Below are 23,644 nucleotides of genomic sequence, written 5' to 3' on the forward strand. Positions count from 1 at the left end.
CCATCATGGAGAAGCCCCTGCAGGCGTGCCTGCGTACGGAAACTGCTGGCCAGCCGCAACATCAGTTACCGCCACTGCTGCAGGCATTCGCCGAGCGACCGCTACAGGTGATTGTGGACACTCACCTGCCCGAGCTGATGTACACACTGCAAGCTGCACAGCTCGACCAACTGCCATTGCCCGGCCATGGCCAGACGCTTCAACGTTGGCGGATGCTGGCGCAGATTGGCGGCTGCGACCTGACCCTGGCCAAACTTTACGAAGGCCATACCGATGCCCTGGCGATTTTGGCCGAATGCGGTGCTGCGCGGCTTGCCGGCAATGGCCTATGGGCGGTGTGGGCTGCAGAGCCCCCGGATGCCCGCACGCTTATCAATTCGCGCAGCGGCGAGCAGGTGCGCCTCGCGGGCCGCAAAGCCTGGTGCTCCGGCGCGCTGCAGGTCGACCATGCCCTGATCACTGCCTGGGCCAACGATGACCAGCCGCAACTGGTAGCCATCGATCTGCGCCAGCCTGGCCTGCGGATTGAGCCGGAAAAGTGGCAGGCGGTCGGCATGGCTGCCACAGCCAGCGCCGACATCGTCTTCGACGGAGCTATTGGCGTTGCCGTCGGCAAGCCTGGGCAGTACCTCGCCCGCCCTGGCTTCTGGCAGGGCGGTGGCGGCATTGCCGCTTGTTGGTATGGCGCCGCCGAAGCGCTGGCGGGGTATCTACACCAGCAGCGGCGCAAGCCACGCCCGGACCCCCACGGTGATGCCCATCTCGGCGCCGTTGACGCATCGTTGTGCGCCGCCCGGGCCGCGCTGCACGAGTGCGCCGCCTGGATTGATCAACATCCGCAGGCAGACGCCAGTTTGCCGGTGCGCCGCGTACGCGCCCAGGTCGAGCAGGCAGCAGAGTGCGTCATTCATCATGTGGGCCGCGCCCTTGGTGCGACGCCGTTCTGCCGTGATAGCCACTTCGCCCGGCTCAGCGCCGACTTGCCCGTTTACCTGCGCCAGAGCCACGCCGAGCGGGACCTGGCAACCCTTGGACAACAGCTGGCACAACAGCCAGCAGGAGCCTGGCAGCTATGACCGAAAACTTGATCCAGGCCAGCACCGGCACCGCCTGGGCAGACTGGCAGCACTCTGCGCACCTGGCCCGCAGCAAGTGGATCGACGCTGACACGCTGTGCCCGCCCGGTCGCCGGTTGGTCCTGCTGGCGCCGCACCCAGACGACGAAATCCTCATGGCCGGAGGGCTGCTGGCCGGCTTTCAGGGCCGTGAGGAGGATCTGGTGCTGGTATCGGTAACCGATGGCGAGGGCAGTCATCCGGACTCCGCCCAGTGGAGCGAGCACCGGCTGCGCCGGCAGCGGCCGCTTGAAAGCCGCCACGCCTTGCAGCAGCTGGATCTGGACCTGAACAAGCTGGACTGGCGCCGGTTGAATCTGAAAGACGGTGCCGTGCGCCGCGACGAGGCATTTCTGGTCAACCATCTCAATCAATTGCTCAAGCCGGGTGACCTGCTCATGGCCACCTGGCGCAACGACGGCCACTGCGACCACGAAGCCGTAGGCCGCGCCGCCGCGCAGGCGGCTCAGGCGCGCAGCGCGCAATTGGCTGAGGTGCCGGTATGGGCCTGGCACTGGGCTGAACCGGATGATCCACGCCTACCGTGGTCACGCGCGCACCGCTACCCGCTCGACGACTTGCGCCAAACCCGCAAGCGCAAAGCCATCGGCGCCTATTCAAGCCAACTGGAGGCCGATGACGGCCAGCCGCCGGTGCTGCCGCAACATTTGCTCGACTGCCTGCTGCAACCTTTCGAATTGGTGTTTCTATGAGCGTTGATTCGCAGTATTTCGCCGACCTGTACGCCGGTAATGATGACCCATGGGCATTCCGCAGCCGCTGGTATGAACGGCGCAAGCGCGAGCTTCTGGTCGCCAGCCTGCCGCGCCAGCGCTATGAGCGCGCATTCGAACCTGCCTGCGCCAACGGCGAGCTGAGTGTGCTGCTGGCTGAGCGCTGCGCGGAGCTGGTGTGCCAGGACCTTGATCCGACCGCCGTCGAGTTGGCCCGCCAGCGCACAGCCGATATGGCCCATGTCAGCGTCGAGCGCGGGCGCTTGCCGGGTGACTGGCCAGCTGAGCGTTTCGATCTGATTGTCCTGAGCGAGGTTGGCTACTACCTGGACCCTACCGACTGGTTGCAGGTGCTTGAACAAGCGGTAGCCAGCCTGGACGATGACGGTGGCCTGATCCTTTGCCACTGGCTACACCCGATTGCCGGATGCCCGCAGAACGGCCGCCAGGTGCACGCGATGCTCGCCAGGCATCTACCGTTATACGCCCAGTTTCGTCATGAGGAGGCTGACTTCCTGCTCGAGTACTGGTCATGTCAGCCCCGCGTGGTCGATGTCGACGAGAGGTGCGCATGATTGCCGTGATCATCCCCGCCCATAACGAGGCGCGCCGCCTTGGCCGCTGCCTGAAGTCAGTCAATGCCGCCGCCGCGCTGGCACGCGAGGCCGGGCATCAGGTAGAAGTGCTGGTGGTGCTGGATCGCTGCACCGACAGCAGCGCAGCCATTGCCCGCCGTCATCAGGTGGAGACGCTGAGCGTCAGCGCGGGCAGCGTCGGTGCCGCGCGCCAGGCGGGCGCGGCACTGATGCTGGAGCGCGGCGCGACCTGGCTGGCGTGCACTGACGCCGACAGCCGCGTGCCCGGCCACTGGCTGTTGTCGCAACTGGCCTGCGAAGCGCAGGCAGTCTGCGGCACGGTGCATATCGAGCGCTGGCAGCCGTGGCAGACGGCAGCGCTGCGCAAGTTGTACCTCAGCCGCTATGAAGCTCGTGAGGGCCATCGGCATATTCATGGGGCCAACCTTGGCATCTGTGCCAGAGCCTATACCCTGGCTGGCGGCTTCGCTCCGCTGGCCGCCCATGAAGACGTGCACCTGGTGCGGGCGCTTGAGGCTCAAGGCGCACAGATAGTCTGGACCGCCAGGCACAGCGTAGCCACCAGCAGCCGCCGTGACAGCCGTGCACGCGAGGGTTTTGGCGATTATCTAGCCGGGCTGGAAAGCGTAACTGGCTAGTGCGGGGCAGGCATCTGCAGAGGCGGAAGTGCTACCCTCAAATTCCTCGCCGAGGCGCCCTCCACAAACGCCAGCACTCCAGGAGCTTTGCATGTCTCTACAAGGTAAAACTGCACTGGTCACCGGTTCCACCAGCGGCATCGGCCTGGGTATAGCCAAGGTGCTGGCCGGCGCGGGTGCCAATATCATTCTCAACGGTTTTGGCGATGCAAGCGCTGCCCTTGCCGAAATCAATCAGCACGGCGTGCAAGTCGCCCATCATCCGGCTGACCTCTCTGACATTGCCCAGCTCGAAGAGCTGTTCGCGTTTGCCGAGCGCTTTGGCGGCGTCGACATTCTCGTCAACAATGCCGGTATCCAGCATGTCGCCCAGGTCGAGCAGTTCCCCGCCGAGAGCTGGGACAAGATCATCGCCTTGAACCTCTCCGCAGTGTTCCATGGCACCCGCCGGGTCTTGCCGGGCATGCGTGAGCGCAACTGGGGGCGGATCATCAATATCGCCTCGGTGCATGGCCTGGTGGGCTCGGTCGGCAAATCGGCCTACGTGGCAGCCAAGCACGGGGTGATCGGCCTGACCAAGGTGGTTGGCCTGGAAACCGCCGCCAGCAACGTCACCTGCAATGCCATCTGCCCAGGCTTCGTGCTCACCCCACTGGTGCAAAAGCAGATTGACGATCGCATCGCGGCAGGTGTCGATCCGACGCAGGCAAAGCACGATCTGCTGGCCGAGAAGCAGCCCTCAGGCGCGTTCGTCACCCCTGCGCATCTGGGTGAGCTGGTGGTGTTCCTGTGCAGCGAGGCCGGCAGCCAGGTCCGTGGCGCTGCGTGGAACGTGGATGGCGGCTGGCTCGCCCAGTAACCGTCGAGCGGCCTGCCGTGCGCGCCGCGATCAGGCATAATGGCCGCCTTTTTTTCCCGGTACGCAGGTGTCCCATGAAAGCTCAAGCCCGCCATATTCTGGTCAAGACCGCCGCTGAAGCCGAGCAGCTCAAGCAGCGTATCGCCAAGGGCGAGGCGTTTGACGTGCTGGCCAAGAAGTTTTCAACCTGCCCCTCTGCCAAGCGTGGCGGCGACCTGGGCGAAGTGCGCCCCGGGCAGATGGTTGGCGCGATTGACCAGGTGATCTTCAAGAAAGCCGTGCGCGAAATCCACGGCCCGATCAAATCCAAGTTCGGTTATCACCTGGTCCAGGTGGTCTACCGCGACTGAGACCAGAGGGCGCTGGCGCCGCTAGCGTCGTGCTGCCAACAATCCCAGGCCGGCGCAGCCCAGCAGCGAGGCACTGATCCGGTTGAACAACCGCCGAGGCCGCGGTTGGTTGAACCAGCGCTGCAGATAGGCACCGAGTGCGCCATAGATAGCGATGGCTGCCCATTCCAGCAACAGGAACCACACGCCCAACCAAAGGAACTGCTCGCCTACCGGCGTGGGACTGTCGGTGCTGACGAATTGCGGCAAAAACGCGGTGAACAGCAATATGGCTTTTGGATTGCCCGCCGCCACCCAGAACTCCTGCCGGGCCAGCCGCCAGATCCCGCGAGGCTCGCCGCTTCCTGAAGCAGCCTCACCCACCGGCGCCCGCCACAGCTGCCAGGCGATATAGAACAGGTAGCCCGCCCCGATCAACTTGATGGTCAGAAACAGCCAGGCGCTGGTATGCAGCACCACAGCGAGGCCCATCGCCGCCAGGGCGATCATGCCGCTGAACGCCAGAATTCGGCCGGCCCCGGCCAGGCAAGCAGTATGCAGGCCATAACGGCTGGCATTATGCAGTGACAGCAGGTTGTTCGGTCCAGGCGCCATGTTCAGGGCAAAGCAGGCGGGGACGAATAGCAGCAGGCTCGACATGTCCATTGTTGTTCTCCTCGAATACCTGCGAAGGGTCGCCCCGCTCTGGAACCGGGTCAAGCACAGTCACGCGGCAAATGGCCGACACAGTACCGAGCAGGTAGACTCGCAGGTCTGCACAGCAACTCAGACAGGCCACTGATGCACACCGCAAGCAGCGAAATCTGGCACGACCCGGCGTTGCCCTTCGTCGAGAGCAGACGCGCCTGTCATAGCCGTGCCTGTTACAAGGCACACAGCCATCCGACCTTCTCGATTGGCGCGGTCGATGCTGGTTTCAGCCGCTTCAGCGGTGCCGGTGCAGGCCAGCAACGCTTGAGCCCGGGCGCTCTGGTACTGGTGCCCGCGCAGCGGGTGCATGCGTGCAACCCTGAATCCGGGCAGGCCTGGAGTTATCAGATGGTGCACATCGATGCGCAGTGGCTAAGTCAGTTGCGCGCAGAATCCGGCGTCGTCGCAGGCGACCGTGGCGGACCGGCAAGAATCAGCCGCTGCCCGCAGGCCTATCGACACTTTTGTCAGTTGAACACGCTGCTGTTCTCCGCCGCCGCGCCGCTGCAAAAAGAGGCTGCGCTGGTGCAGTTCATGGCCGAGCACGACTTCTCAGCGTATGCGCCCTCTCCGACAGCCCCTGCACCGTCCTTGAGCGGCGCCGCCCTTGTCGACGTTATCGCGGCTATCGACCAGGCCGAGTTGGCCGAGCTCAATCTGGCCTCTCTCGCAGCCCTAGCCGGGCTTGGGCGTTATCAGCTGATCCGCGCATTCCAGGCGGCCACCGGCCTGACCCCGCACGCCTACCTGCTCAATGCGCGGGTCAATCGGGCACGGCAGTGCCTACGCCAAGGCCTGCCGTTGGCAGAAGTCGCCTATAAACTGGGCTTTGCCGACCAGAGCCATTTTCAGCGGGTATTCAAGGCGCATGCCGGCACAACGCCGGGGCGCTATCGCCTGATGCGCTGACTGCAATATTGTTCAATACGCTGTCCCGGGCGGGCCGCAGAATTGCGCCTCCAATGCCTGAGTAGTGCCGCCCCATGGAGCAATTTCTGATAGTCGCCAGCGCCCACTTCCTCGCGCTGCTGTCACCCGGCCCTGACTTCTTTCTGGTTGCGCGCAGCTCGATCAAAGCCGGCTGGCGGGTAGCCAGCGGCGCCTGCCTGGGTATCGCCCTGGCCAACGGCGTGTTTATCGGTGCAGCGTTTACCGGGGTATCGGTGCTCAAGGACGGCAGTGCACTGTTTATCGCGCTGCAAGTCGCAGGCTGCGCCTACTTGCTGTACATCGGCGGACTGTTCCTGCGCCATGCCGGCGAAAGCAGCTTTGGTGAGGTCGAAAGCGAACCCGTGCAGGCCGCGCAAGGCTGGTTGAGGTGCCTGCTGATGGGCTTTGCTTCGGCCATTCTCAACCCGAAAAACGCACTGTTCTACGTAAGCCTGGCAAGCATGCTCGCCAGTACCAGCACCGCGTGGAAACTTGCCTATGCCAGCTGGATGTTCGGTGTGGTGTTGCTGTGGGACCTGCTGGTCGCCTGCGCCATTGGCAACCGCCGCGTGCTTAGCCGCTTCATCCACGCCTTGCCATGGCTGGAACGTGCCTCAGGGGCACTGCTGATTCTGCTCGCCAGCGCCGTGCTCATTCACTTGTGGCGGGGCTGAGCAGGACCAACCGCTGCATATCCAGCAGGCTGAAATGCCCCTTGTTCCAGCCGCCGGTATCCAGATGCCAGACATTGCCCAGCTGTTTTACCTGCAGCACCGAGGTATGCCCCACCAGTAGCGCTCTCAAGCCCTCTACCGTATGCGTATCGCCCTCGCGCAAACGCCGCCGCGACCATTGGCAGATCTCGCGGACGCGCGGGTCATCCTCGCCCAACAGGCTGGTACGTAACTGTGACCACTCATTGAATGGGCTATCGGCATGCACCAGGCCGATCGGCCCGTCTACGGTGGCCACCTGCAGGGCCAGCGGCAGGGTAACGAAAACACTGGCATAGCGCTGCTGCACAGCACTGGGCAAATCGAGAAACCAGCCGCCGCCTGCCGCGCGGTACATATCCAGATCCAGCGGGTCGCCGCACAGGTAACTCACCGCCAGCGCTTCGTGGTTGCCCTGCACGGCATGAAACCAAGGCTGCCCCAGCCACTCCAGGGCCTCTTCACTGTGCGGCCCGCGGTCGACCAGATCGCCGACGCTGAACAGGCGATCAACCTGCGGATCGAACGCCACCTCATCCAGGCACTGCTGCAAACGCGGAAAATGACCGTGGATATCGCCAACTGCCAAGTCCCTGCCCAGCTCATTGGCGGCTATCTGCTGGAAACGCTGCATTGCAACTACCCCTTTCGCAAACGACGCAAGGCAATCGGTGCTATTAGCCGGTGAAACGGCGCCACGGGCAACATATACAGACGTCCCAACAGGTTGTGGGTTCGCACCACGGTGCTAACCAGTACCTCACACTGCCCGGGCTGTGCTGACGGTCGACGCAGCAAGGCTACATGCACATCCAGATGGCGATCGCTGTCGACCAGCAGCACCTCATCATCAGTATTGGCCAGTAGCGTAAAAATGCCCACCCGCTGCCCTGCTTCATAGCTGCCCGCAGAGCGCTGCGAATTGACTGCCCTGAGCCGGCCCAGATCCTTGAGCCCCACCAGCTGGACCAGCCGATTGCGAAGCACCATCAAATTGTCGATCCAGCGCGGCATGCCGCGCATCATCTGCAGGTAATGCGCCATCGCCGGCAGCCCATGGTCCACGAGCGTGATCGACTGACAATGACTAAAGCTGGCCTGCTGGGCGCTGGGCCAGATCAGTGAATCAGGTGGAATAGCTGCGTGCTGGCTCATCTCGTCTCCGTCCGTGGATCCCACTGGCGTGGGTGATTGCTCCGATAGTATCCTCGGTGGTTCAGCGGCGTCATCCAGGGATTGGTCATGAAACTGTGTGCAGTACAACTGGCAGCGCTCAAGGGTGACCTGGCTGGCAACCTGCGTCGACACCTGTACTGCATCGAGCAGGCGGCACGTGCCGGCGCGCAATTAGTGGTGTTTCCGGAGTTATCCCTGAGCGGCTACGAGCCCGCCCTCGCCCAAGCGCTGGCGCAAACCGCAGACTCGGTCTGGCTAGAGCCGGTGCAAACGCTGTGTGACCAGCTTGGAGTAAGCGTGGCCTTGGGCTTGCCGCTGCAGGCCGCAAGTGGCGTGCAGATCGGTATGCCGATTCTGCGCCCTGCGAAACCTGCACTGGTGTACGCGAAACAGCGCTTGCATGCCGACGAGATGGAGTTCTTTACTGCAGGGGACAATCCGTTGGTGTTCACTGCAGGTGAGCTGCGGGTCGCTCCGGCGATCTGCTATGAGTCGATGTTTGTTGAGCATGCGATGCAGGCTCGCGAAGACGGCGCAGAGGTATATCTGGTCAGCGTAGCCAAATCAGCCAAAGGCATCCGTGAAGGTTTTGCCCATTATCCCGCCGTTGCCAGCCGGCTGAGCATGCCTGTATTGCTGGCCAACTGCGTGGGCCCGGCGGACACCTTTATTGGCGCCGGCTGCTCGGCAGCCTGGGACAGCCAGGGCCGGCTGCTGGCAGCGCTGGATGAGCACAGCGAAGGCCTGATCATGCTCGACACCACAAGTGCCAGCGCCGCGGTAATTGAGTTGGCTGAGCTGTCTGGCGGCCGTTAAAAATCCAGCACCAGGCTCTGGCGCCCTTCCAGGGCCAGCAAAAACTGCTTGGCCTGCAAGCCGCCGGCAAACCCGGTCAGACTACCCGAGGCGCCAATCACCCGGTGGCACGGCGCGATGATCGACAGGGGATTGCGCCCATTGGCCGCGCCGACTGCGCGCACCGCGCTCGGCTTGCCGATCTGTCGGGCAATGTCGCCGTAGCTGCGGGTTTCGCCAAACGGGATGGTCAGCAACGCCGCCCACACCTCACGCTGAAACGCGGTGCCGGCAAAGTCCAGCTCAAGCTCGAAGTGGCGCCGCTGACCGGCAAAATATTCACCCAACTGCAGCGCGGTCTGCTGCAGCAGCGGATGCTCGTCATCACGCAGCAGCTCACCCAAACGCACCCGGTTTGCGCGCTCCTGCTCCCACAGTACCGCAGCTAGGCGGTCATCGCGGGCGACCAGGGTGAGCACGCCAACGGGCGACGGCATGAGCGTGAATGAACTGGGCATAAGGCGGACCATGAGCAAAGAATCAACAGCTTACTGCAATCGATGCCGAGCTAATCAAATTGAATTGTTGCGCGGGTGTGCCAGTCGATAATCATGAGCAAAGTAATCTGAAGAGGTAACAGCGATGACTATCGAAGCAGAGACACTCACCCAGCTCACCGATGTCCTGGCCCAGCAGGGGCTGACCCGTCTGGTCCAGGTTCGGTTTACACGCACCCCGTACCGGTGCAATCACAAGTGGGTCTGCGAAGTGCGCTGACGGCCTTTGCTACCCGCTGGTTTGGAGCGCATAGCTCGCGCTGAGGAGGGTCAGGTCGTGCGAAGGGTGATTGGTGAACCCTTGTGGCAACCCTCACGATCTAATCTTCTTCGGCTATTTCGCATATGCCATTCGCCCCGCCTTTGCCGGTATAGGAAATACTCGGCGTACCATCAGGGCTGATCGATAACGATACGGTCACACCGCCGCCTTTGGCCTCGAAGTAATTGTCATTGATCTTCTTCAACTTGGCTTCTTTGCCATTGATGAACAACGGCCCGCCTTCATCGGTATGAACCTCGAGGTTGCCCGGGCAGGTAGCGTTCACCATCGGGATCTCTGCGTTGGCGACGCCGGCCAGCGATACCAATGCGATGATGCTCAATACTCGTTTCATCGTTTACCTCCAAGCGCGGCCTCACCGCCAGTTCATCAGCAATAGCCCAGTTTGGCCTGAACTGCCAGCGCCGGATCAAGGCGCAGACTTGGCCGGCTTTGACTCCATGTAAGCTTGCACGCACATGGCTTTGGCTTTTTGCACGAAGTCTTCCAGGTCCTTGCGTCGCTCTTGCTCGGTATCGCGCACAGGATAAGCCAACACTTGCCTGGACAGGATGTCGCGCAGGGTATAAGTCGCGGCTGTCGGCGGTCGATACTCATCAGTGCCGTAGTAAGGCGGCTCGTTCGACTGCCGTCCGAGCATGATTGCCCCTGCGTCCATGGCGTAGTCATCGCAATGGCTGATTTCTTCGCGTTGGAAGACGATTTTGTCACCGTCTTTGGTCCAGGCTTGAGCAAACCCGCTGCCCAGCAGACAGGTACAGCTCAACATGGCGGCCAGCAGCTTGTCGATCATGGTGATCCTTCACACAAAACTAGTAGGTTATCAGTTGCCCAAGCCCGTTTGCAGACGTCTTGGCGTTGTCTGGTAGGAGCTCCGCCGAGCGGACCAGCGCGACATGGCGTGCACCCTGCCGTTAGTATGGGTTGCATCGCTAGGTACACCTGAACCCAAACCAACGACGCCAAGCCTTAGCCAGATGATCCAGTCCGACCTCGACCTGTTCGGCCCATCCCCGCAGCGCCTGGCTGCGCAGACGGTCCTGCTTCCAGGTTTTGTCCTGCCTCAGGTCGAAACCCTGCTGGACGACCTGCGGCCAATCCTGCGCGCAGCCCCGTTTCGGCACATGCGCACCCCAGGTGGTCAGGCCATGGCCGTCGCGCTCACCAATTGCGGCTCGCTTGGCTGGGTCAGTGACCAGCAAGGCTACCGCTACAGCCCGCACGACCCGCTCACCCAACAGCCCTGGCCAGCCCTGCCTGAGAGCTTCTTGCAGGTCGCCCGTAACGCGGCTGAAACCGCTGGCTTCGATAATTTCACCCCCGATGCCTGCCTGATCAACCACTACCTTGCCGACACCAAGCTGAGCCTGCACCAGGACCACGACGAAAATGACTTTGCCCATCCAATCGTGTCCATCTCGCTAGGGTTGCCGGCGGTGTTTCTGTTCGGCGGGATGCAACGCAAGGACCCGACCCAGCGCATCACCCTCAATCACGGTGACGTACTGGTATGGGGCGGCGAAGACCGCCTGCGCTTTCACGGGGTAATGCCGGTCAAGCCCGGCACCCACCCACGGATGGGCGCACGCCGGATAAACCTCACCCTGCGCCGGGCGGGTTAACTGGCCGAGCTCAATGTCCAAGAGCAGCAGGAAAGCAACTGCACGTCCCAATCAACGGATCTGGTGTTTGTGCAAGAGTCGATAGAAGGTGGGTCGAGAGATGCCCAGCACCTTGGCGGCGATACTCAGATTGTCAGAATGCCGGTTGAGCACATCGCACAACGCTTGGCGCTCAGCACGGTGCTTGTAATCCTCCAGCGTCGCCAGCGGCTGCTCCTCGGGGACCAGCACCTGCAAACCCAGATCCTGCGCCTCGATCTGCCGGCCCTCGGCCAACACCAGCCCGCGCCTGACCCGATTGGCCAGCTCGCGCACGTTGCCCGGCCACTCATGCCGGCCCATCGCAGCCAGCGCACTGTCGCTGAACGAGCGCGGCCTGCGCCCGGTCTCCAGGCTGTAAAACTGGGCAAAATGGCTGGCCAGCATCGACAGATCACCGTGCCGATCGCGCAGTGGCGCAGTGACCACCTGCAGCACGTTGAGCCGGTAATACAGGTCTTCGCGAAACTTGCCGCGCTCGATGGCTTGCTCAAGGTCCACATGGGTAGCAGCCAATACCCGCACATCAACAGGGATCAGTTGATCGCCGCCAACACGCTCGATGTGCTTTTCCTGCAGAAAACGCAGCAGATTGGCCTGCAGCTCAAGCGGCAGATCGCCAATTTCATCGAGGAACAGGGTCCCACCGTTGGCTGCCTCAATGCGCCCGACTTTACGCTGGTGCGCGCCGGTGAATGCACCCTTCTCGTGGCCAAACAGCTCGGACTGGATCAGATGTTCAGGGATCGCCCCGCAGTTGATCGCGATAAACGGCTTATCGTGCCGCTGCGACTGACGGTGCAGAGTCCGCGCGACAAGCTCCTTGCCGGTACCGCTCTCGCCGCGGATGAGTACTGGCGATTCGGTCGGTGCCAGCTTGCCGAGCAGCTTGCGCAGCTCGCGTATCGGCCGGCTGTCACCCAGCAGTTCATGCTCGGGCTTGTCCACCTGCACTGCGCCCTTGCCACGCAGGCGGGCCATGCCGAAGGCGCGGCCGAGGGTTACCTGCACGCGGGAAACGTCGAACGGCAAGGTATGAAAGTCAAAAAACCACTCGCAGACAAAGTCGCCAACGTTCTGCGCACGCAGTTGTTCGGCATTGAGCACGGCGATCCATTCGGTATTGCTGCGCTTGATCATGTCCTTGACCGCATCAGGCGCCTGCAGGTGCGAGGCTTGCAGGCGCAGTACGCCAACATCGCAAGGATGCTCAAGCGCCGCCGCCAGGGTGCAGCTGTGCACGTCCCAACCGGCACCGCGCAGGCCCGGTAACAGACGGTGGCAGTCGTCGCACGGGTCGACGATCAACAGGCGACGTTGCGCTGCAGCTTCGAGCATGACCGTTCCTTGGCGCCAATCGTTGGTTTTTTAAGTAGAAACAGTACGTTGCAGCGCCCGAATTAACAGTAGCAACGAACTCCAACTTACCCAGTACCGTTGGTCTGCCGGATGCCCGCTGCCAACTCCGCTACACGCGGGCTTTTACAAAGTGTTGCCGTCTGAGCCGGGCAGCTGAGCGGATTCGAGTATTTGCAAAAAAAATTCATCAAGGCTGTGACTTCATCCTACCCAGCGAGCATCAGTATCCATAACCCCGCGCTATTTACCTTGGCACCTTTGATACAGCGCGGACTTACTTTCGCTGTTTGGGACCATAGAGAGACCGAACCATGAATGCCCCGCTCCGTGTCAACGAAGCACTGCTGATTGCCGACCACGCCTTCGAACCCTTCCAGTGCGTTGCCTGGGATGCACCCAACGGTACTGGTGAACTGAGCCTGGCAGTGATCGACCGGACCAACACCCGTATCGGCAGCAAGCAAGTCTCCTCGCGTATTTATTCAGACCCGGCGCAATGGGCCAGCCTGATCGAGGAAGTGCGCGCCGAACTGTGTCAGAAGGGTTATGACTTGCAACCTTGGTCGATGCCCAAGTAAGCATTTGTTCATGCTAAAAGTGCGTGCCTGGCGCGCACTTTTAGCAACTCGCACTGTGCCTTGATGGCAACTCTCTCGTTAGCGCGACATCCTGTCGCAGCCGCCATTCGTGACGTCTGGATATATATCAGCGCAGCTGCTTGAAGTGCTGGATATGCTGATACTCGGCCTGCAATTGCTGCGCTAGCAATCTGCCTTTACCGACCCGCACTGGCGCCAATTCCATGTCGATCAACCAGGTCGTGCAGGGCATCGGCTGCAGCGCGCCCCAGCGTTGCAGGCGACCATCGGTAAACACCAGGCAACGCTGGACCTCCTGCGGATGCCGCTGGTGTCGTGCCTGCAGCCATTGCCGAGCTTGCTCCAAGGCGCTGATCAGCGGCGTGCCGCCACCCGCGCCGAGGGCCTGCAACCAGGGCTGCAGTGCCGCCGAAGCTTTCAGCCCATGCCGCTGCCACTGGGCCGAACGACCACTGGCGGTCAGCAGAGCCAGACGTGCGCGTTGGCGATAGGCTTGATCGAACAGCTCGGCAAGCACGCCCTTGGTCTGGGCAAGCGCCTGATGTCGGCGGGTTGACGCCGAGGCATCGACAATCACCAGCCACAGCTCTGCCGGCTGCCCCTGACGCTGCTGCCAGCACAAATCGCCACGCTGCTTTGGCCGCCCCTTGAGCAGGGTCGCCGGCCAGGCGACACGCCCGGCAGCGGCCTTGCGTGCCTGTCCACGCGCAGCACCGCGCAAGCTGCCTGGCCGGGGCTTGGCATCCGCCGCGGACAAACCTTGCTGACGGATGCTCAGGGCTTTTTTGCCCAGTTTGGTACCTCACGCCGCGGCCCCGCTGCAACCGGTTGGGCTGGCAGTGCACCACTGTCGCCGCCCTGCCCCGCGCTGGCATTGCTGCTGGCTGGCGACTGCGCCGGCGCTGGGCTTGGCGGTTGCTGGGCTGGGGCTTCGCGGCGGCGATGGCGCAAGGCAAACTCGGCTACGGCGGTGACGTCTTCTTCATCGATGTGCTCGCTGCCGCGCCAGGCAGCGTGAGCACGTGCAGCTCGCAGCCAGACCAGATCTGCGCGCAGGCCATCGACCCCAGCAGCAAAACAGCCTTCGGTGATCCAGGCCAGGGCCTGGTCATCCAGCGCAATCTGTTCCAGGCGCACGCGCGCTGCCTGGCAGCGCTCGCGCAGGTCCTGCTGCGCACCGGCCCACTCGGCGCAGAAGCCTTGCGGATCGCTGTCGAAGGCCAAGCGCCGGCGGATGATCTGCTGGCGTGCCTGCGGCTCGGGCAACTCGTCCAGCGACACGTTCAGGCCGAAGCGATCAAGCAGTTGCGGGCGCAGCTCGCCCTCCTCCGGGTTCATCGTGCCGATCAAGACAAACCGCGCCGAATGACGATGGGAGATGCCGTCGCGTTCTATGCGGTTGGTGCCGCTGGCAGCAACGTCCAGCAACAGGTCAACCAGCGGATCGGGCAGCAGGTTGACTTCGTCGACATACAGCACGCCGCCGTCGGCGTGGGCCAGCACTCCAGGGGAAAACTGCGCTTTGCCCTGGCCCAGCGCTGCGTCGAGGTCCAGCGTGCCGACCAGGCGCTCTTCGGTCGCGCCCAGCGGCAAGGTGACAAAGGGTGGCTGCTGCTCGGCGCTGCCGAGCAGGTCTGCCAGGCCACGGGCCAGGGTGCTCTTGGCCATGCCGCGCGGGCCTTCGATCAGCACGCCGCCGATCTTTGGGTCGATTGCGGTCAGGCACAATGCCAGCTTGAGCGCCTCGGCGCCGACCACGGCGGCCAGCGGAAACTGCATCGGTTCAGTCATTTCAGTGGTCTTCCTCACCTTCGAGCAACTGCTCCTCAAGTGCTTCACGGTAACTGCCGGGTTCCTCCCAGAGGCCGCGTTGCTGGGCCTCCAGCAAACGCTCGGTCAGGTCGCGCAGGGCCTCGGGGTTGTGCTCGCGCATGAATTCACGGGTCGCCGGGTCAAGCACATAGGCCTCGGCCAGCGCCTGATAATGATGGTCGTCGATCAGGTGCGTGGTGGCGTCGAAGGCGAACAGGTTGTCGACCGTCGCTGCCAGCTCGAACGCGCCTTTGTAGCCGTGGCGCTTGGCGCCGTCGATCCACTTTGGGTTCAGCGCCCGAGCACGGATAACTCGGTTGAGCTCTTCCTTGAGAGTGCGGATGCGTGGTCGGTCGACCTGGCTATGATCGCCGTGGTAACTCGCTACCGCCTCGCCGTGCAAGGTTTCGGCAGCGGCCAGCATGCCGCCCTGGAACTGGTAATAATCGTTGGAGTCGAGCAGGTCGTGCTCGTGGTTGTCCTGATTCTGCAGCACTGCCTGCACCTGGCCCAGCCGCGTGGCAAACTGGGCACGGGCGGGCGTGCCCTCGTCACTGGCACCGTAAGCGTAGCTGCCGTAGTTGAGGTAAACCTCCGCCAGGTCCTTGCGGTCCTGCCACAGACGGCCGTCGATGGCGTTCTGCACCCCGGCTCCATAGGCACCGGGCTTGGCGCCGAACACCCGCCAACCAGCCTGGCGCGCAGCCTGCTCGGCTTCGATGCCTGTCTCGATCAGGGCCTGGCGCTCAGCCCGCACGCGGGCCGCCAGCGGGTTGAGGTGATCTGGCTCGTCCAGTGCCGCCACTGCCTGCACGGCGGCGTCGAACAGGCGGATCAGGTTACCGAACGCATCACGGAAGAAGCCTGACACACGCAGGGTGACGTCGACCCGTGGCCGGTCGAGCAAGCTCACCGGCAGGATCTCGAAGTCGTCGACGCGCTGGCTGCCGGTGGCCCACACCGGGCGTACGCCCATCAAGGCCATGGCTTGGGCAATGTCGTCGCCACCGGTACGCATGGTCGCGGTGCCCCAGACCGAAAGGCCGAGTTGGCGTAAATGATCGCCATGGTCCTGCAGGTGCCGCTCAAGAATCAGGTTGGCCGAGGCGAAGCCCAGTCGCCACGCAGTGGTAGTGGGTAAGTTGCGCACATCGACGGTGTAGAAATTGCGCCCTGTCGGCAGCACATCAAGCCGGCCGCGGCTCGGTGCGCCACTGGGGCCTGCCGCGACGAAGCGCCCAGCCAGTGCCGCGAGCAGGCCCTCGAGCTCGGCGCCGCCACAGCTGTCGAGGTTTGGCGCGACAACCGAGAGCAGCTCTCCAAGTACCTGTGCCACGCCCTGCCATTGCTCTTCGGTGGGCAGCTTCAGGTTGCCGGCCAGCGCTTGTTCAATCAACGTCAACGCCAGTTGTTCAAGGCGCTCGCGCGTATCACCGTGGGTGCGCCAGGCCGCGTCGTCCAGTGCCTGCAACATGGCCGGCCGTGGCCCTTGCCAAGGCTGACCGAGGTCGCAGTCGAGCGGATCGAAACCGAGCTCGAAGGCTTTGCCCAGAGCACGAATCAGGCTGGCGTTGCCGCCTTTGCCGTCACCACGCTCGACCCGCAGCAACGCCAGCAGCGTATCGCTGCGCAGGCGGCCTTGCGGCGATTGGCCGAACACGTGCAAACCATCGCGAATCTGCGACTCTTTCAAGTCGCACAAGTAGGTATCCAGGCGCGGCAGCCACACGGCAGCATCATCCAGCTGACCTTCAAGCTGCAGCTCTCGGTCAATATGGTTGGCCTTGACCAGCGCCAGGATGTCGCGCTGCAGCTCCTGCGCACGGCGCGGATCAAGCAGCTGGGCTTCGTAGTATTCGTCGGCCAACTGTTCGAGGTCGCGCAGCGGGCCGTAACTCTCGGCGCGGGTCAGCGGCGGCATCAGGTGGTCGATGATCACCGCCTGGGTGCGGCGTTTGGCCTGGGCGCCCTCGCCCGGATCGTTGACGATAAACGGGTAGATGTTCGGCATCGGCCCCAGCAGCGCGTCGGGCCAGCACTGCGCCGACAGACCGACGCCCTTGCCTGGCAACCACTCGAGGTTGCCATGCTTGCCGACATGAATGACGGCGTCCGCTGCATAAGCGTGGCGCAGCCAGAAGTGAAAGGCCAGGTAGCCATGCGGCGGAACCAGATCCGGGTCGTGGTACACCGCACTGTGGTCAACCTGATAACCGCGCGCCGGTTGGATACCGACGAAGGTCTGCCCAAAGCGCAGGCCCGCTACCATCAAGCGGCCGCTGCGGCACATCGGGTCTGTTTCAGGGGCGCCCCAGCGGGCGAGCACGGCCGCCTGGTTTTCTGCCGGCAGCTGAGCGAACGCGGCCTGGTAGTCGGCCAGGCTCAGGCTCTGCGCGCATGGGCGCTGATCGAGGTTGTCGAGGTCGTTGGTCACGCCGCCGAGCAAGTGCTGGATCAGCGCGGTGCCGGTGGCCGGCAGCTCGTCCAGCGGATAACCCGCAGCGCGCATCGCCTCAAGGATGTTCAAGGCCGCCCCCGGCGTGTCCAGGCCGACACCGTTACCAATCCGGCCATCGCGGGTCGGATAGTTGGCGAGGATCAGCGCGACACGCTTTTGCCTATTCGGCAAGCGCGCCAGCGCGACCCAGCGACGGCCCAGCTCGGCGACGAAGTCCATGCGTTCCGGGTGGGCGCGATAGCACACCACATCCGCCTGGCTGCGTTCACTGCGCCAGGCCAGGTCCTTGAAGCTGACCGGCCGGGTGATGATCCGCCCGTCCAGCTCCGGCAACACGATGTGCATGGCCAGATCGCGGCCGCCGAGGCCCTGCTCGCTGGTTTCCCAGCCCAATTGATTGTCCTGCGCGCAGATCGCCTGCAACACCGGTACATCCCGGCGCAGCGGCCGCGCGTTGGGGCGCTCGGGGCTGGACAAGGCAAAGCCAGTGGTGTTGATCACCACCTCGGCCTGGACCTCATCCATCCACGCTTCAACCTGATCGAGACAGGCCCGCTCTTTGAGGCTGGCTACAGCGATCGGCAACGGGTTGAGCCCCGCCATCTGCAGCCGCTGACAGAACACGTCGATGAACGCGGTGTTGGCCGCCTGCAGGTGCGAGCGGTAGAACAGCAGCGGCGCCACCGGCAGCGCAGGATCCCAGTCGGCGTACCAGTCCGGCAACTGCGCACTGGCCTTGGCTGGGTGGTAGACCACGGTACGGGCCAGCGCTTCCGGCTCCTGCCAGGCATAGTCGCGCTGGAACCACAGGTTGCCCACGCGGTTGAACAGATTCAGCGCGTTGGCCTTGCCGCCCTGGCGCAGGTAGTGCCACAGGCGCTCGGCCTGGTCGCTGCTGACCGTGCTCAAACCGGTGAGCTCGGGGTCAGGCCGATCATCGCCCGGGACCATGATCACCTGAACACCGCGCGCCGCCAGCTCGACCAACTGCTCGATGCCGTAGCGCCAGTAGCCAACGCCGCCGTGCAGTGATACCAGGATCAACTTTGCATGGCGCAGCACCTGGTCGACATACAGGTCGACCGAGGCATGGTTTTGCACCTGCATGGGATTGGCCAGGCGCACGCTGGGGTAGTCGCCAGGCAGCTGTTCCGCGGTTTCGGCCAGCAGCGCCAGGTGCGAGTCACCGCTGCACAGAATGACCAGTTCGGCGGCGGTCTGGCCGAGGTCGGCAATACTGTCGTCTGGGACAAAACCACCGGGCTGGGTGCGCAACAGGTGCATGGATCAGGCTTCCAGAGCCTGACGCAGACGGGCTTCGAGCTGAATGGCGTCAAGCTCCTGGCCAATCAGTACCAGGCGCGTGATGCGCGCCTCGTCAGCGCCCCAGGCCCGGTCGAAATGCTTGTCGAAGCGGGTCCCTACGCCCTGGATCAGCAGACGCATCGGCTTGCCCGGGATGGCTGCAAAGCCTTTCACGCGCAGGATGCCAAACTCCACTACCAATTGGTTGAGGGCCGCCAGCAGCAAGCGCTCATCGGCCTCTGGCAAATCCAGCGAGATCGAGTCGAAGGCATCATGGTCGTGATCGTCATGATCATCGTCGTCATGGTGGCTGTCATGATGAGTTCGGCGCCCATCAATGTGCGCTTCCGATTCGGCACCCAGGCCCAGCAGCACATCCAGCGGCAGGCGGCCGCTGCTGGCTTCGATGACCTTGACCGCCGGCGGCAGCTCTTCGGAGACTTCGGCGCGAACCTTGGCCAGGCCTTCGGCGTCGATCAGGTCGGCCTTGTTCAGCACCACCAGGTCAGCGCTGGCCAGCTGGTCGGCAAACAGTTCGTGCAGCGGCGACTCATGATCAAGGTTCGGGTCGAGCTTGCGCTGGGCATCGACCTGGTCTGGGAACGCTGCGAAGGTACCGGCAGCCACTGCCGGGCTGTCGACCACGGTGATCACCGCATCGACCGTGCAGGCGTTGCGGATTTCTGGCCACTGGAAGGCTTGCACCAGCGGTTTGGGCAAGGCCAGGCCGCTGGTTTCGATCAGGATGTGGTCCAGATCGCCGCGACGTGCCACCAGCTCACGCATGACCGGGAAGAACTCTTCCTGCACGGTGCAGCACAGGCAGCCGTTGGCCAGCTCGAAGACACGCCCGTAGGCTTCTTCTTCGGTGCAGCCGATGGTGCATTGTTTGAGGATTTCGCCGTCGATACCGAGCTCGCCGAACTCGTTGACGATCACCGCGATGCGCCTGCCCTGGGCGTTGTCGAGCATGTGCCGCAGCAACGTGGTTTTGCCCGAGCCGAGGAAGCCGGTGACGATGGTGACGGGGAGTTTGGCCAGTGTTTTCATGGATGCGTGTGCCCTTGGCAGAATGGCGCGGGCATGCAGGACGAGCGCCGCAGGCTGTCACAGCCGGGCTTGTTCGCCTCCGGATCACCCCGCCCGGATTAAAGTCGAAATCGTCTCGAGGCAGGTCTCCTGGCTTGCACCGCACCGGCGCCGGGCCGGTTGGATGACGCCTTCCCGCGCAAGGCGCAGTGGCTGTGTCGATCCTGATCAGTGCTTACAGTTGCGGGGGCAGCCGCGGCTTGACCGCGTTCCCGTCTTAGCTCCGGCCACGCCGGAGAACCTCGAAGCAGACAAGGCTACGCACCCCGGCGGCAAGCTGCAAGCGGCTTTAGGGGCTGTCATCTGCCATATATAGGCGGCTGAATGCACGCTGGCGTGCAACTTGTCACTTGCAGCGCGCCGCTGCGGCATGGTTTGCTAGCGCCTTGCGTTCAGGTGCCCCCTATGGGGTGAAACGGGAAACCGGTGCGTCGCTGGCCTCAATGGAGAGCCCGACTACTCCGGTGCTGCCCCCGCAACGGTAAGCGAGCGAAGTGTCTTGACCACTGTGCCAGGATGTAGGGCATGGGAAGGTGACGCTTTTCAAGGAGCCCTGCTCCTCCTCGTGAGCCCGGAGACCGGCCTGCGTAGTCGAATATCAACACCCCGCGGTGGGCGGGCGCTGTCGCATTGCCCTGGGCCATCCATGCCCGGGGCCGGTGCGCTTGCCCCCTGCCTATAACAAGCAGAGGATTGCGTCATGCCCATCACCAGTGCCAAACACAGCATCGCCACCCCCGTCAGCCTCAGTCAACGCCTGGTCATCGCCGTCGGCGCCAGCCTGGTTGGCCTGTGCCTGGTGTACTTCGCCGGTTTCTCGCACATCGAGGCGGTGCACAACGCAGCCCACGATACGCGCCACAGCGCTGCCTTCCCCTGCCACTGAGTAGACTCGCATGATCACGCGCATTGCCCGTACTGCAGGGTTCAGCGGCCTGCTCGCCGCCCTGCTGCTGACCCTGCTGCAAAGCTTCTGGATCAGCCCGTTGATCCTCGAAGCGGAAACCTTCGAGAGCCCAGCGCCGGCTGCCCAGCATGAGCATGGCGACAGCGCCGTTGCTGCCCACGAGCACAGTGCCGAAGCCTGGGCGCCTGAAGACGGCTGGCAGCGCGTGCTGGCCACCACCGGCGGCAACCTGGTGGTTGCAGTCGGCTTTGCCTTGATGCTGGCAGCGCTGTACAGCCTGCGCGAACCCAACCGGGTCGCCACCGGAGCGCTGTGGGGCCTGGCCGGTTTTGCCGTGTTCTGCCTGGCGCCAACGCTGGGCTTGCCGGCAGAGCTGCCGGGCACGGCGGCAGCCGACCTTGGCCAGCGCCAGACCTGGTGGATCGGCACTGCGGCCGCAACTGCGGTCGGCCTGGGCCTGATTGTGTTTGCCCAGCATTGGCTGCTGAAGGTAGTCGGCGTACTGCTGTTGGCGCTGCCACACGTGATCGGCGCGCCGCAGCCGAGCGTGCATGAAAGTCTTGCGCCTGAAGCCCTGGCAACCCAGTTCAAGATCGCCTCGTGGCTGACCAATGCCGCCTTCTGGATTGCCCTGGGCTTGCTCAGTGCGTGGTTGTTCCGCCGCTCGCGGCAGACTTGATGTCTGAGCCGCTACCCGCCGTGTATGTCGGCGTTGGCTGCCGCAAGGGCTGCCCCGCCGACCTGCTTGAAGCGCTGCTGCAACAAAGTCTGGCCAGCCTTGGCTTAACCCTGCATGCAGTGCAGGGCATCGCCAGTATCGAGCTGAAAGTCAGCGAGGCGGGCCTGCATCAACTGGCCGATCGCCTGCAACTGGCGCTGCAGTTTTTTCCCGCAGAGCAGTTGCAGCGTTTTGCCCCACAGCTCAGCCAGCACTCCGCTACAGCCTTCGCCCACAGCGGCTGCTGGGGCGTAGCCGAAAGCACCGCCCTGGCCTTGGCCGCGCGTGCTCACGGCTGCGCGCGGCTGGTGCTCACCCGGCAAACGTTGGCGGGCGCTACCCTCGCCCTCGCCAGTGCTGGATAATCGCCTCCATTTTATTTGCAAGGATTTGCCATGACGGTCTACTTCATCGGCGCCGGCCCGGGCGATCCGGAACTGATCACGGTCAAAGGCCAGCGCCTGATCCGGCAGTGCCCGGTGATCATCTACGCGGGCTCGCTGGTCCCCGCCGCAGTGCTCGAGGGCCACAGCGCCGAAACTGTCATCAACAGCGCCGAACTGCACCTTGAGCAGATCATCGACGCCATGCACAGCGCGCATGCGCTAGGCCACGATGTGGCGCGGGTGCACAGCGGTGACCCGAGCCTGTATGGCGCCATCGGCGAGCAGATCCGTCACTTGCGCGAGTTGGGCATCGACTACCAGATCATCCCTGGGGTAACGGCAACGGCGGCCAGCGCCGCGCTGCTGGGTTGTGAACTGACCCTGCCGGGCATCGCCCAAACGGTGATCCTCACTCGTTACGGCGACAGCTCGCCGATGCCCGCCGGCGAGCAACTCGGCGATCTGGCCCGGCATGGCAGCACCCTGGCGATCCACCTCGGCGTCAAGCACCTGCCACGGATCGTCGCAGAGCTGCTGCCGCATTACGGCGCTGACTGCCCGGTTGCGGTCATCCATCGCGCCACCTGGCCGGATCAGGACTGGGTCAAAGGCACGCTGGCGGACATCGTCGAACTCACCAGTACACGGGATTTTCGGCGAACTGCGCTGATCCTGGTCGGTCACGTACTTGGGGATACACCGTTCGCCGAATCAGCCCTGTATCGCGCCGGCCATGCTCACCTGTATCGCCCCGGCAACGGCTGATTGCCAGCGCCGCCAGCGCGGAGCAGACTCGACCTACCTTGTTGCTATCGGAGCCACGCCCATGCTGGAACTACGCCCCAACTGTGAATGCTGCGCCGTCGAACTGCCCGGCGACAGCCCGGATGCAATGATCTGCTCGTTCGAATGCACGTATTGCCGTAGCTGTGCCGAACAACGTCTGCACGGACGCTGCCCGAACTGCGCTGGTCAGCTGCAAAGCCGGCCGACCCGCGTTGGTAACGCACTGAGCAACAACCCCGCCTCAACTAAGCGCGTCATCAAAGACCACGCGCCCTGCGCCTGATTCCTACCGCCGGCAGGCCGGAAGGCCTGCCGCATCCTGATTGTTACCGTATTTTTTGTAGGAATTTTCCTCAGAATCACCTGGTTTGTTCATCACGCATATACTCGGCATTATCATGGACTGAGAATCGACGTATCTTGCGCGCTGCCTGAGGTTTGCGGATCAACCCTCAGCTACGTTCCTGTGTGATTCAGGCAACGGACCCTCTTCACCACAGGAGCTAGCAATGACAACCGTGATGCTGGTCGATGACCACCCAATCGTTCTAACGGCTGTACGCATGCTGCTTGAGCGCGAACGTTTTCGAGTCATTGGCACCGCCGAAGATGGTAAGGAAGCCGTGGAACTGGCCCGCAAACTCTCACCCCAGGTAGTGATCGTTGACATCGGCCTGCCCGAGCTGGACGGCATGGAGGTGATCAAGCGCCTGCAGCTGCTGGACCCACCACCCAAGATCATGGCCCTGACCGGGCAGCCTGCCGACCTCTACGTCAGGCGTTGCCTGGACGCCGGGATTGGCGCTTTCGTCAACAAGAACGAAGACATCGAGTCGGTGGTATTCGCCCTCAAGGCACTGATCAAGGGCTACTCGACCTTTCCGCAAATGTCGGTCAACAGCAATTCGCTGGAGTCTGAAAACGCCCGACTGGACAGTTTGTCCAACCGTGAAATGGAGGTACTGCGCAGGCTGGCTCGGGGCGAAAACAACAAGGCCATTGGCGAGTCCATGAACCTTAGCGCCAAGACCATCAGCACCTACCGCGGACGCATCATGGAGAAGCTCAAGTCGGAGTCGCTGGTGGAAATGATCGATCTGGCCAAGCGCAACAGCGTCAACTGAAGCT

Annotated in this window: 29 protein-coding genes and 2 riboswitches; of the genes, 18 read left to right on the forward strand and 11 right to left on the reverse strand. The window is 63.3% G+C overall.

Annotated elements, in window-relative coordinates; all coding sequences use genetic code 11:
• Window positions 1-5: 5 nt before the first annotated feature.
• The 6 genes from M2396_RS06580 to M2396_RS06605 all read left to right on the forward strand — a co-directional run bounded on the left by M2396_RS06580 (window position 6) and on the right by M2396_RS06605 (window position 4,292).
• Window positions 6-1,076, forward strand: coding sequence for an acyl-CoA dehydrogenase family protein (locus M2396_RS06580; protein ID WP_259073941.1), 1,071 nt, complete (start codon window positions 6-8; stop codon window positions 1,074-1,076).
• Window positions 1,073-1,828 carry a PIG-L deacetylase family protein gene (locus M2396_RS06585; RefSeq protein ID WP_150569352.1) on the forward strand — a complete coding sequence of 252 codons (756 nt, stop codon included), beginning with the start codon at window positions 1,073-1,075 and terminating at the stop codon, window positions 1,826-1,828. Before M2396_RS06580 ends, M2396_RS06585 begins: the two co-directional genes overlap by 4 nt.
• The gene (locus M2396_RS06590; protein WP_101319100.1) at window positions 1,825-2,424 is read left to right on the forward strand and encodes a bifunctional 2-polyprenyl-6-hydroxyphenol methylase/3-demethylubiquinol 3-O-methyltransferase UbiG; all 600 of its coding nucleotides are present in this window, start codon (window positions 1,825-1,827) and stop codon (window positions 2,422-2,424) included. Before M2396_RS06585 ends, M2396_RS06590 begins: the two co-directional genes overlap by 4 nt.
• Window positions 2,421-3,083: a glycosyltransferase family 2 protein gene (locus M2396_RS06595; protein ID WP_150569353.1), complete on the forward strand. Its 663-nt coding sequence runs from the start codon at window positions 2,421-2,423 to the stop codon at window positions 3,081-3,083. The genes M2396_RS06590 and M2396_RS06595 overlap by 4 nt, the downstream gene beginning before the upstream one ends.
• A gap of 91 nt (window positions 3,084-3,174) precedes the next feature.
• Window positions 3,175-3,942, forward strand: a complete 768-nt coding sequence (gene hbdH, locus M2396_RS06600) for a 3-hydroxybutyrate dehydrogenase (RefSeq protein ID WP_259073942.1) — start codon at window positions 3,175-3,177, stop codon at window positions 3,940-3,942.
• 74 nt (window positions 3,943-4,016) lie between these two features.
• The gene (locus M2396_RS06605) at window positions 4,017-4,292 is read left to right on the forward strand and encodes a peptidylprolyl isomerase (protein WP_101319093.1); all 276 of its coding nucleotides are present in this window, start codon (window positions 4,017-4,019) and stop codon (window positions 4,290-4,292) included.
• Between the two features lie 21 nt (window positions 4,293-4,313).
• Here M2396_RS06605 and M2396_RS06610 read toward each other — a convergent pair whose 3' ends face one another.
• Window positions 4,314-4,937 carry a LysE family translocator gene (locus M2396_RS06610; RefSeq protein ID WP_150571965.1) on the reverse strand — a complete coding sequence of 208 codons (624 nt, stop codon included), beginning with the start codon at window positions 4,935-4,937 and terminating at the stop codon, window positions 4,314-4,316.
• A 135-nt stretch (window positions 4,938-5,072) separates the two neighbouring features.
• On the opposite strand from M2396_RS06610, the gene M2396_RS06615 reads away from it, so the two are divergent.
• The gene (locus M2396_RS06615; RefSeq protein ID WP_101319089.1) at window positions 5,073-5,891 is read left to right on the forward strand and encodes an AraC family transcriptional regulator; all 819 of its coding nucleotides are present in this window, start codon (window positions 5,073-5,075) and stop codon (window positions 5,889-5,891) included.
• 74 nt (window positions 5,892-5,965) lie between these two features.
• Window positions 5,966-6,586 (forward strand): LysE family translocator, encoded by a 621-nt coding sequence (locus tag M2396_RS06620; RefSeq protein ID WP_259073945.1) that lies wholly within the window; start codon window positions 5,966-5,968, stop codon window positions 6,584-6,586.
• Here M2396_RS06620 and M2396_RS06625 read toward each other — a convergent pair.
• Window positions 6,564-7,259: a metallophosphoesterase gene (locus tag M2396_RS06625; RefSeq protein WP_259073946.1), complete on the reverse strand. Its 696-nt coding sequence runs from the start codon at window positions 7,257-7,259 to the stop codon at window positions 6,564-6,566. The genes M2396_RS06620 and M2396_RS06625 overlap by 23 nt on opposite strands.
• Window positions 7,260-7,264: 5 nt before the next feature.
• Window positions 7,265-7,780: a DUF2867 domain-containing protein gene (locus M2396_RS06630; RefSeq protein WP_259073947.1), complete on the reverse strand. Its 516-nt coding sequence runs from the start codon at window positions 7,778-7,780 to the stop codon at window positions 7,265-7,267.
• 87 nt (window positions 7,781-7,867) lie between these two features.
• Here M2396_RS06630 and M2396_RS06635 point away from each other — a divergent pair, with 87 nt between their 5' ends.
• Window positions 7,868-8,617: a carbon-nitrogen hydrolase family protein gene (locus M2396_RS06635; RefSeq protein WP_259073948.1), complete on the forward strand. Its 750-nt coding sequence runs from the start codon at window positions 7,868-7,870 to the stop codon at window positions 8,615-8,617.
• Here M2396_RS06635 and M2396_RS06640 read toward each other — a convergent pair.
• Window positions 8,614-9,114, reverse strand: a complete 501-nt coding sequence (locus tag M2396_RS06640; RefSeq protein ID WP_101323008.1) for a methylated-DNA--[protein]-cysteine S-methyltransferase — start codon at window positions 9,112-9,114, stop codon at window positions 8,614-8,616. The two genes, M2396_RS06635 and M2396_RS06640, sit on opposite strands and share 4 nt — an antisense overlap.
• A gap of 124 nt (window positions 9,115-9,238) precedes the next feature.
• Between M2396_RS06640 and M2396_RS06645 the strand changes: the two genes are divergently transcribed.
• Entirely contained in the window at window positions 9,239-9,373 is a 135-nt protein-coding gene (locus tag M2396_RS06645; RefSeq protein WP_256585737.1) for a hypothetical protein, read from the forward strand.
• Window positions 9,374-9,473: 100 nt separating this feature from the next.
• On the opposite strand, the gene M2396_RS06650 is transcribed toward M2396_RS06645, so the two are convergent.
• On the reverse strand, window positions 9,474-9,770 hold the full coding sequence (locus M2396_RS06650; protein WP_150571959.1) for a hypothetical protein: 297 nt from the start codon (window positions 9,768-9,770) through the stop codon (window positions 9,474-9,476).
• A 75-nt stretch (window positions 9,771-9,845) separates the two neighbouring features.
• Window positions 9,846-10,229: a hypothetical protein gene (locus tag M2396_RS06655; protein WP_259073950.1), complete on the reverse strand. Its 384-nt coding sequence runs from the start codon at window positions 10,227-10,229 to the stop codon at window positions 9,846-9,848.
• Between the two features lie 184 nt (window positions 10,230-10,413).
• On the opposite strand from M2396_RS06655, the gene alkB reads away from it, so the two are divergent.
• A complete protein-coding gene (gene alkB / locus M2396_RS06660; RefSeq protein ID WP_259073951.1) occupies window positions 10,414-11,058 on the forward strand; it encodes a DNA oxidative demethylase AlkB in 645 nt (214 codons plus the stop codon).
• A gap of 51 nt (window positions 11,059-11,109) precedes the next feature.
• Here alkB and M2396_RS06665 read toward each other — a convergent pair whose 3' ends face one another.
• Window positions 11,110-12,435, reverse strand: a complete 1,326-nt coding sequence (locus M2396_RS06665) for a sigma-54 dependent transcriptional regulator (protein WP_101319074.1) — start codon at window positions 12,433-12,435, stop codon at window positions 11,110-11,112.
• Window positions 12,436-12,767: 332 nt separating this feature from the next.
• Here M2396_RS06665 and M2396_RS06670 point away from each other — a divergent pair, with 332 nt between their 5' ends.
• Window positions 12,768-13,034 (forward strand): hypothetical protein, encoded by a 267-nt coding sequence (locus M2396_RS06670; RefSeq protein WP_101319072.1) that lies wholly within the window; start codon window positions 12,768-12,770, stop codon window positions 13,032-13,034.
• 127 nt (window positions 13,035-13,161) lie between these two features.
• Here M2396_RS06670 and M2396_RS06675 read toward each other — a convergent pair whose 3' ends face one another.
• From M2396_RS06675 to cobW, 4 genes are read right to left on the reverse strand one after another with little or no spacing between them, the layout of a single operon-like run.
• Window positions 13,162-13,776, reverse strand: a complete 615-nt coding sequence (locus M2396_RS06675) for a VWA domain-containing protein (protein WP_101323007.1) — start codon at window positions 13,774-13,776, stop codon at window positions 13,162-13,164.
• A gap of 53 nt (window positions 13,777-13,829) precedes the next feature.
• On the reverse strand, window positions 13,830-14,846 hold the full coding sequence (locus tag M2396_RS06680; protein WP_259073953.1) for an ATP-binding protein: 1,017 nt from the start codon (window positions 14,844-14,846) through the stop codon (window positions 13,830-13,832).
• Window position 14,847: 1 nt separating this feature from the next.
• Window positions 14,848-18,609 carry a cobaltochelatase subunit CobN gene (gene cobN, locus M2396_RS06685; RefSeq protein ID WP_259073954.1) on the reverse strand — a complete coding sequence of 1,254 codons (3,762 nt, stop codon included), beginning with the start codon at window positions 18,607-18,609 and terminating at the stop codon, window positions 14,848-14,850.
• 3 nt (window positions 18,610-18,612) lie between these two features.
• Window positions 18,613-19,680, reverse strand: a complete 1,068-nt coding sequence (gene cobW / locus M2396_RS06690) for a cobalamin biosynthesis protein CobW (RefSeq protein ID WP_188035845.1) — start codon at window positions 19,678-19,680, stop codon at window positions 18,613-18,615.
• A gap of 101 nt (window positions 19,681-19,781) precedes the next feature.
• A riboswitch (cobalamin riboswitch) is annotated at window positions 19,782-19,979 on the reverse strand.
• 117 nt (window positions 19,980-20,096) lie between these two features.
• Window positions 20,097-20,321: riboswitch (cobalamin riboswitch) on the forward strand.
• 98 nt (window positions 20,322-20,419) lie between these two features.
• Between cobW and M2396_RS06695 the strand changes: the two genes are divergently transcribed.
• The 6 genes from M2396_RS06695 (at window position 20,420) to M2396_RS06720 (ending at window position 23,640) form a co-directional block, all read left to right on the forward strand.
• Window positions 20,420-20,605 carry a CbtB-domain containing protein gene (locus tag M2396_RS06695; protein ID WP_101319064.1) on the forward strand — a complete coding sequence of 62 codons (186 nt, stop codon included), beginning with the start codon at window positions 20,420-20,422 and terminating at the stop codon, window positions 20,603-20,605.
• Window positions 20,606-20,615: 10 nt separating this feature from the next.
• Window positions 20,616-21,305, forward strand: coding sequence for a CbtA family protein (locus M2396_RS06700; RefSeq protein WP_150569371.1), 690 nt, complete (start codon window positions 20,616-20,618; stop codon window positions 21,303-21,305).
• Window positions 21,305-21,709 carry a cobalamin biosynthesis protein gene (locus M2396_RS06705; RefSeq protein ID WP_181107154.1) on the forward strand — a complete coding sequence of 135 codons (405 nt, stop codon included), beginning with the start codon at window positions 21,305-21,307 and terminating at the stop codon, window positions 21,707-21,709. Before M2396_RS06700 ends, M2396_RS06705 begins: the two co-directional genes overlap by 1 nt.
• 30 nt (window positions 21,710-21,739) lie before the next feature.
• Complete coding sequence (gene cobM / locus M2396_RS06710; RefSeq protein ID WP_101319057.1) at window positions 21,740-22,495, forward strand: precorrin-4 C(11)-methyltransferase; 756 nt, start codon at window positions 21,740-21,742, stop codon at window positions 22,493-22,495.
• Window positions 22,496-22,556: 61 nt separating this feature from the next.
• Window positions 22,557-22,799, forward strand: a complete 243-nt coding sequence (locus M2396_RS06715; protein ID WP_150571954.1) for a DUF1272 domain-containing protein — start codon at window positions 22,557-22,559, stop codon at window positions 22,797-22,799.
• A 226-nt stretch (window positions 22,800-23,025) separates the two neighbouring features.
• A complete protein-coding gene (locus M2396_RS06720; protein WP_150569375.1) occupies window positions 23,026-23,640 on the forward strand; it encodes a response regulator transcription factor in 615 nt (204 codons plus the stop codon).
• Window positions 23,641-23,644 lie beyond the last annotated feature (4 nt).

This window comes from Pseudomonas sp. BIGb0278, assembly GCF_024809895.1.
Taxonomy (GTDB): domain Bacteria; phylum Pseudomonadota; class Gammaproteobacteria; order Pseudomonadales; family Pseudomonadaceae; genus Aquipseudomonas; species Aquipseudomonas shirazensis.

Coding starts and splice junctions, on each gene's coding strand:
- M2396_RS06580 (WP_259073941.1), top strand. CDS start 6: ATGGAGAAGCCCCTGCAGGCGTGCCTGCGTACGGAAACTGCTGGCCAG.
- M2396_RS06585 (WP_150569352.1), top strand. CDS start 1,073: ATGACCGAAAACTTGATCCAGGCCAGCACCGGCACCGCCTGGGCAGAC.
- M2396_RS06590 (WP_101319100.1), top strand. CDS start 1,825: ATGAGCGTTGATTCGCAGTATTTCGCCGACCTGTACGCCGGTAATGAT.
- M2396_RS06595 (WP_150569353.1), top strand. CDS start 2,421: ATGATTGCCGTGATCATCCCCGCCCATAACGAGGCGCGCCGCCTTGGC.
- hbdH (WP_259073942.1), top strand. CDS start 3,175: ATGTCTCTACAAGGTAAAACTGCACTGGTCACCGGTTCCACCAGCGGC.
- M2396_RS06605 (WP_101319093.1), top strand. CDS start 4,017: ATGAAAGCTCAAGCCCGCCATATTCTGGTCAAGACCGCCGCTGAAGCC.
- M2396_RS06610 (WP_150571965.1), bottom strand. CDS start 4,937: ATGGACATGTCGAGCCTGCTGCTATTCGTCCCCGCCTGCTTTGCCCTG.
- M2396_RS06615 (WP_101319089.1), top strand. CDS start 5,073: ATGCACACCGCAAGCAGCGAAATCTGGCACGACCCGGCGTTGCCCTTC.
- M2396_RS06620 (WP_259073945.1), top strand. CDS start 5,966: ATGGAGCAATTTCTGATAGTCGCCAGCGCCCACTTCCTCGCGCTGCTG.
- M2396_RS06625 (WP_259073946.1), bottom strand. CDS start 7,259: ATGCAGCGTTTCCAGCAGATAGCCGCCAATGAGCTGGGCAGGGACTTG.
- M2396_RS06630 (WP_259073947.1), bottom strand. CDS start 7,780: ATGAGCCAGCACGCAGCTATTCCACCTGATTCACTGATCTGGCCCAGC.
- M2396_RS06635 (WP_259073948.1), top strand. CDS start 7,868: ATGAAACTGTGTGCAGTACAACTGGCAGCGCTCAAGGGTGACCTGGCT.
- M2396_RS06640 (WP_101323008.1), bottom strand. CDS start 9,114: ATGCCCAGTTCATTCACGCTCATGCCGTCGCCCGTTGGCGTGCTCACC.
- M2396_RS06645 (WP_256585737.1), top strand. CDS start 9,239: ATGACTATCGAAGCAGAGACACTCACCCAGCTCACCGATGTCCTGGCC.
- M2396_RS06650 (WP_150571959.1), bottom strand. CDS start 9,770: ATGAAACGAGTATTGAGCATCATCGCATTGGTATCGCTGGCCGGCGTC.
- M2396_RS06655 (WP_259073950.1), bottom strand. CDS start 10,229: ATGATCGACAAGCTGCTGGCCGCCATGTTGAGCTGTACCTGTCTGCTG.
- alkB (WP_259073951.1), top strand. CDS start 10,414: ATGATCCAGTCCGACCTCGACCTGTTCGGCCCATCCCCGCAGCGCCTG.
- M2396_RS06665 (WP_101319074.1), bottom strand. CDS start 12,435: ATGCTCGAAGCTGCAGCGCAACGTCGCCTGTTGATCGTCGACCCGTGC.
- M2396_RS06670 (WP_101319072.1), top strand. CDS start 12,768: ATGAATGCCCCGCTCCGTGTCAACGAAGCACTGCTGATTGCCGACCAC.
- M2396_RS06680 (WP_259073953.1), bottom strand. CDS start 14,846: ATGACTGAACCGATGCAGTTTCCGCTGGCCGCCGTGGTCGGCGCCGAG.
- cobN (WP_259073954.1), bottom strand. CDS start 18,609: ATGCACCTGTTGCGCACCCAGCCCGGTGGTTTTGTCCCAGACGACAGT.
- cobW (WP_188035845.1), bottom strand. CDS start 19,680: ATGAAAACACTGGCCAAACTCCCCGTCACCATCGTCACCGGCTTCCTC.
- M2396_RS06695 (WP_101319064.1), top strand. CDS start 20,420: ATGCCCATCACCAGTGCCAAACACAGCATCGCCACCCCCGTCAGCCTC.
- M2396_RS06700 (WP_150569371.1), top strand. CDS start 20,616: ATGATCACGCGCATTGCCCGTACTGCAGGGTTCAGCGGCCTGCTCGCC.
- M2396_RS06705 (WP_181107154.1), top strand. CDS start 21,305: ATGTCTGAGCCGCTACCCGCCGTGTATGTCGGCGTTGGCTGCCGCAAG.
- cobM (WP_101319057.1), top strand. CDS start 21,740: ATGACGGTCTACTTCATCGGCGCCGGCCCGGGCGATCCGGAACTGATC.
- M2396_RS06715 (WP_150571954.1), top strand. CDS start 22,557: ATGCTGGAACTACGCCCCAACTGTGAATGCTGCGCCGTCGAACTGCCC.
- M2396_RS06720 (WP_150569375.1), top strand. CDS start 23,026: ATGACAACCGTGATGCTGGTCGATGACCACCCAATCGTTCTAACGGCT.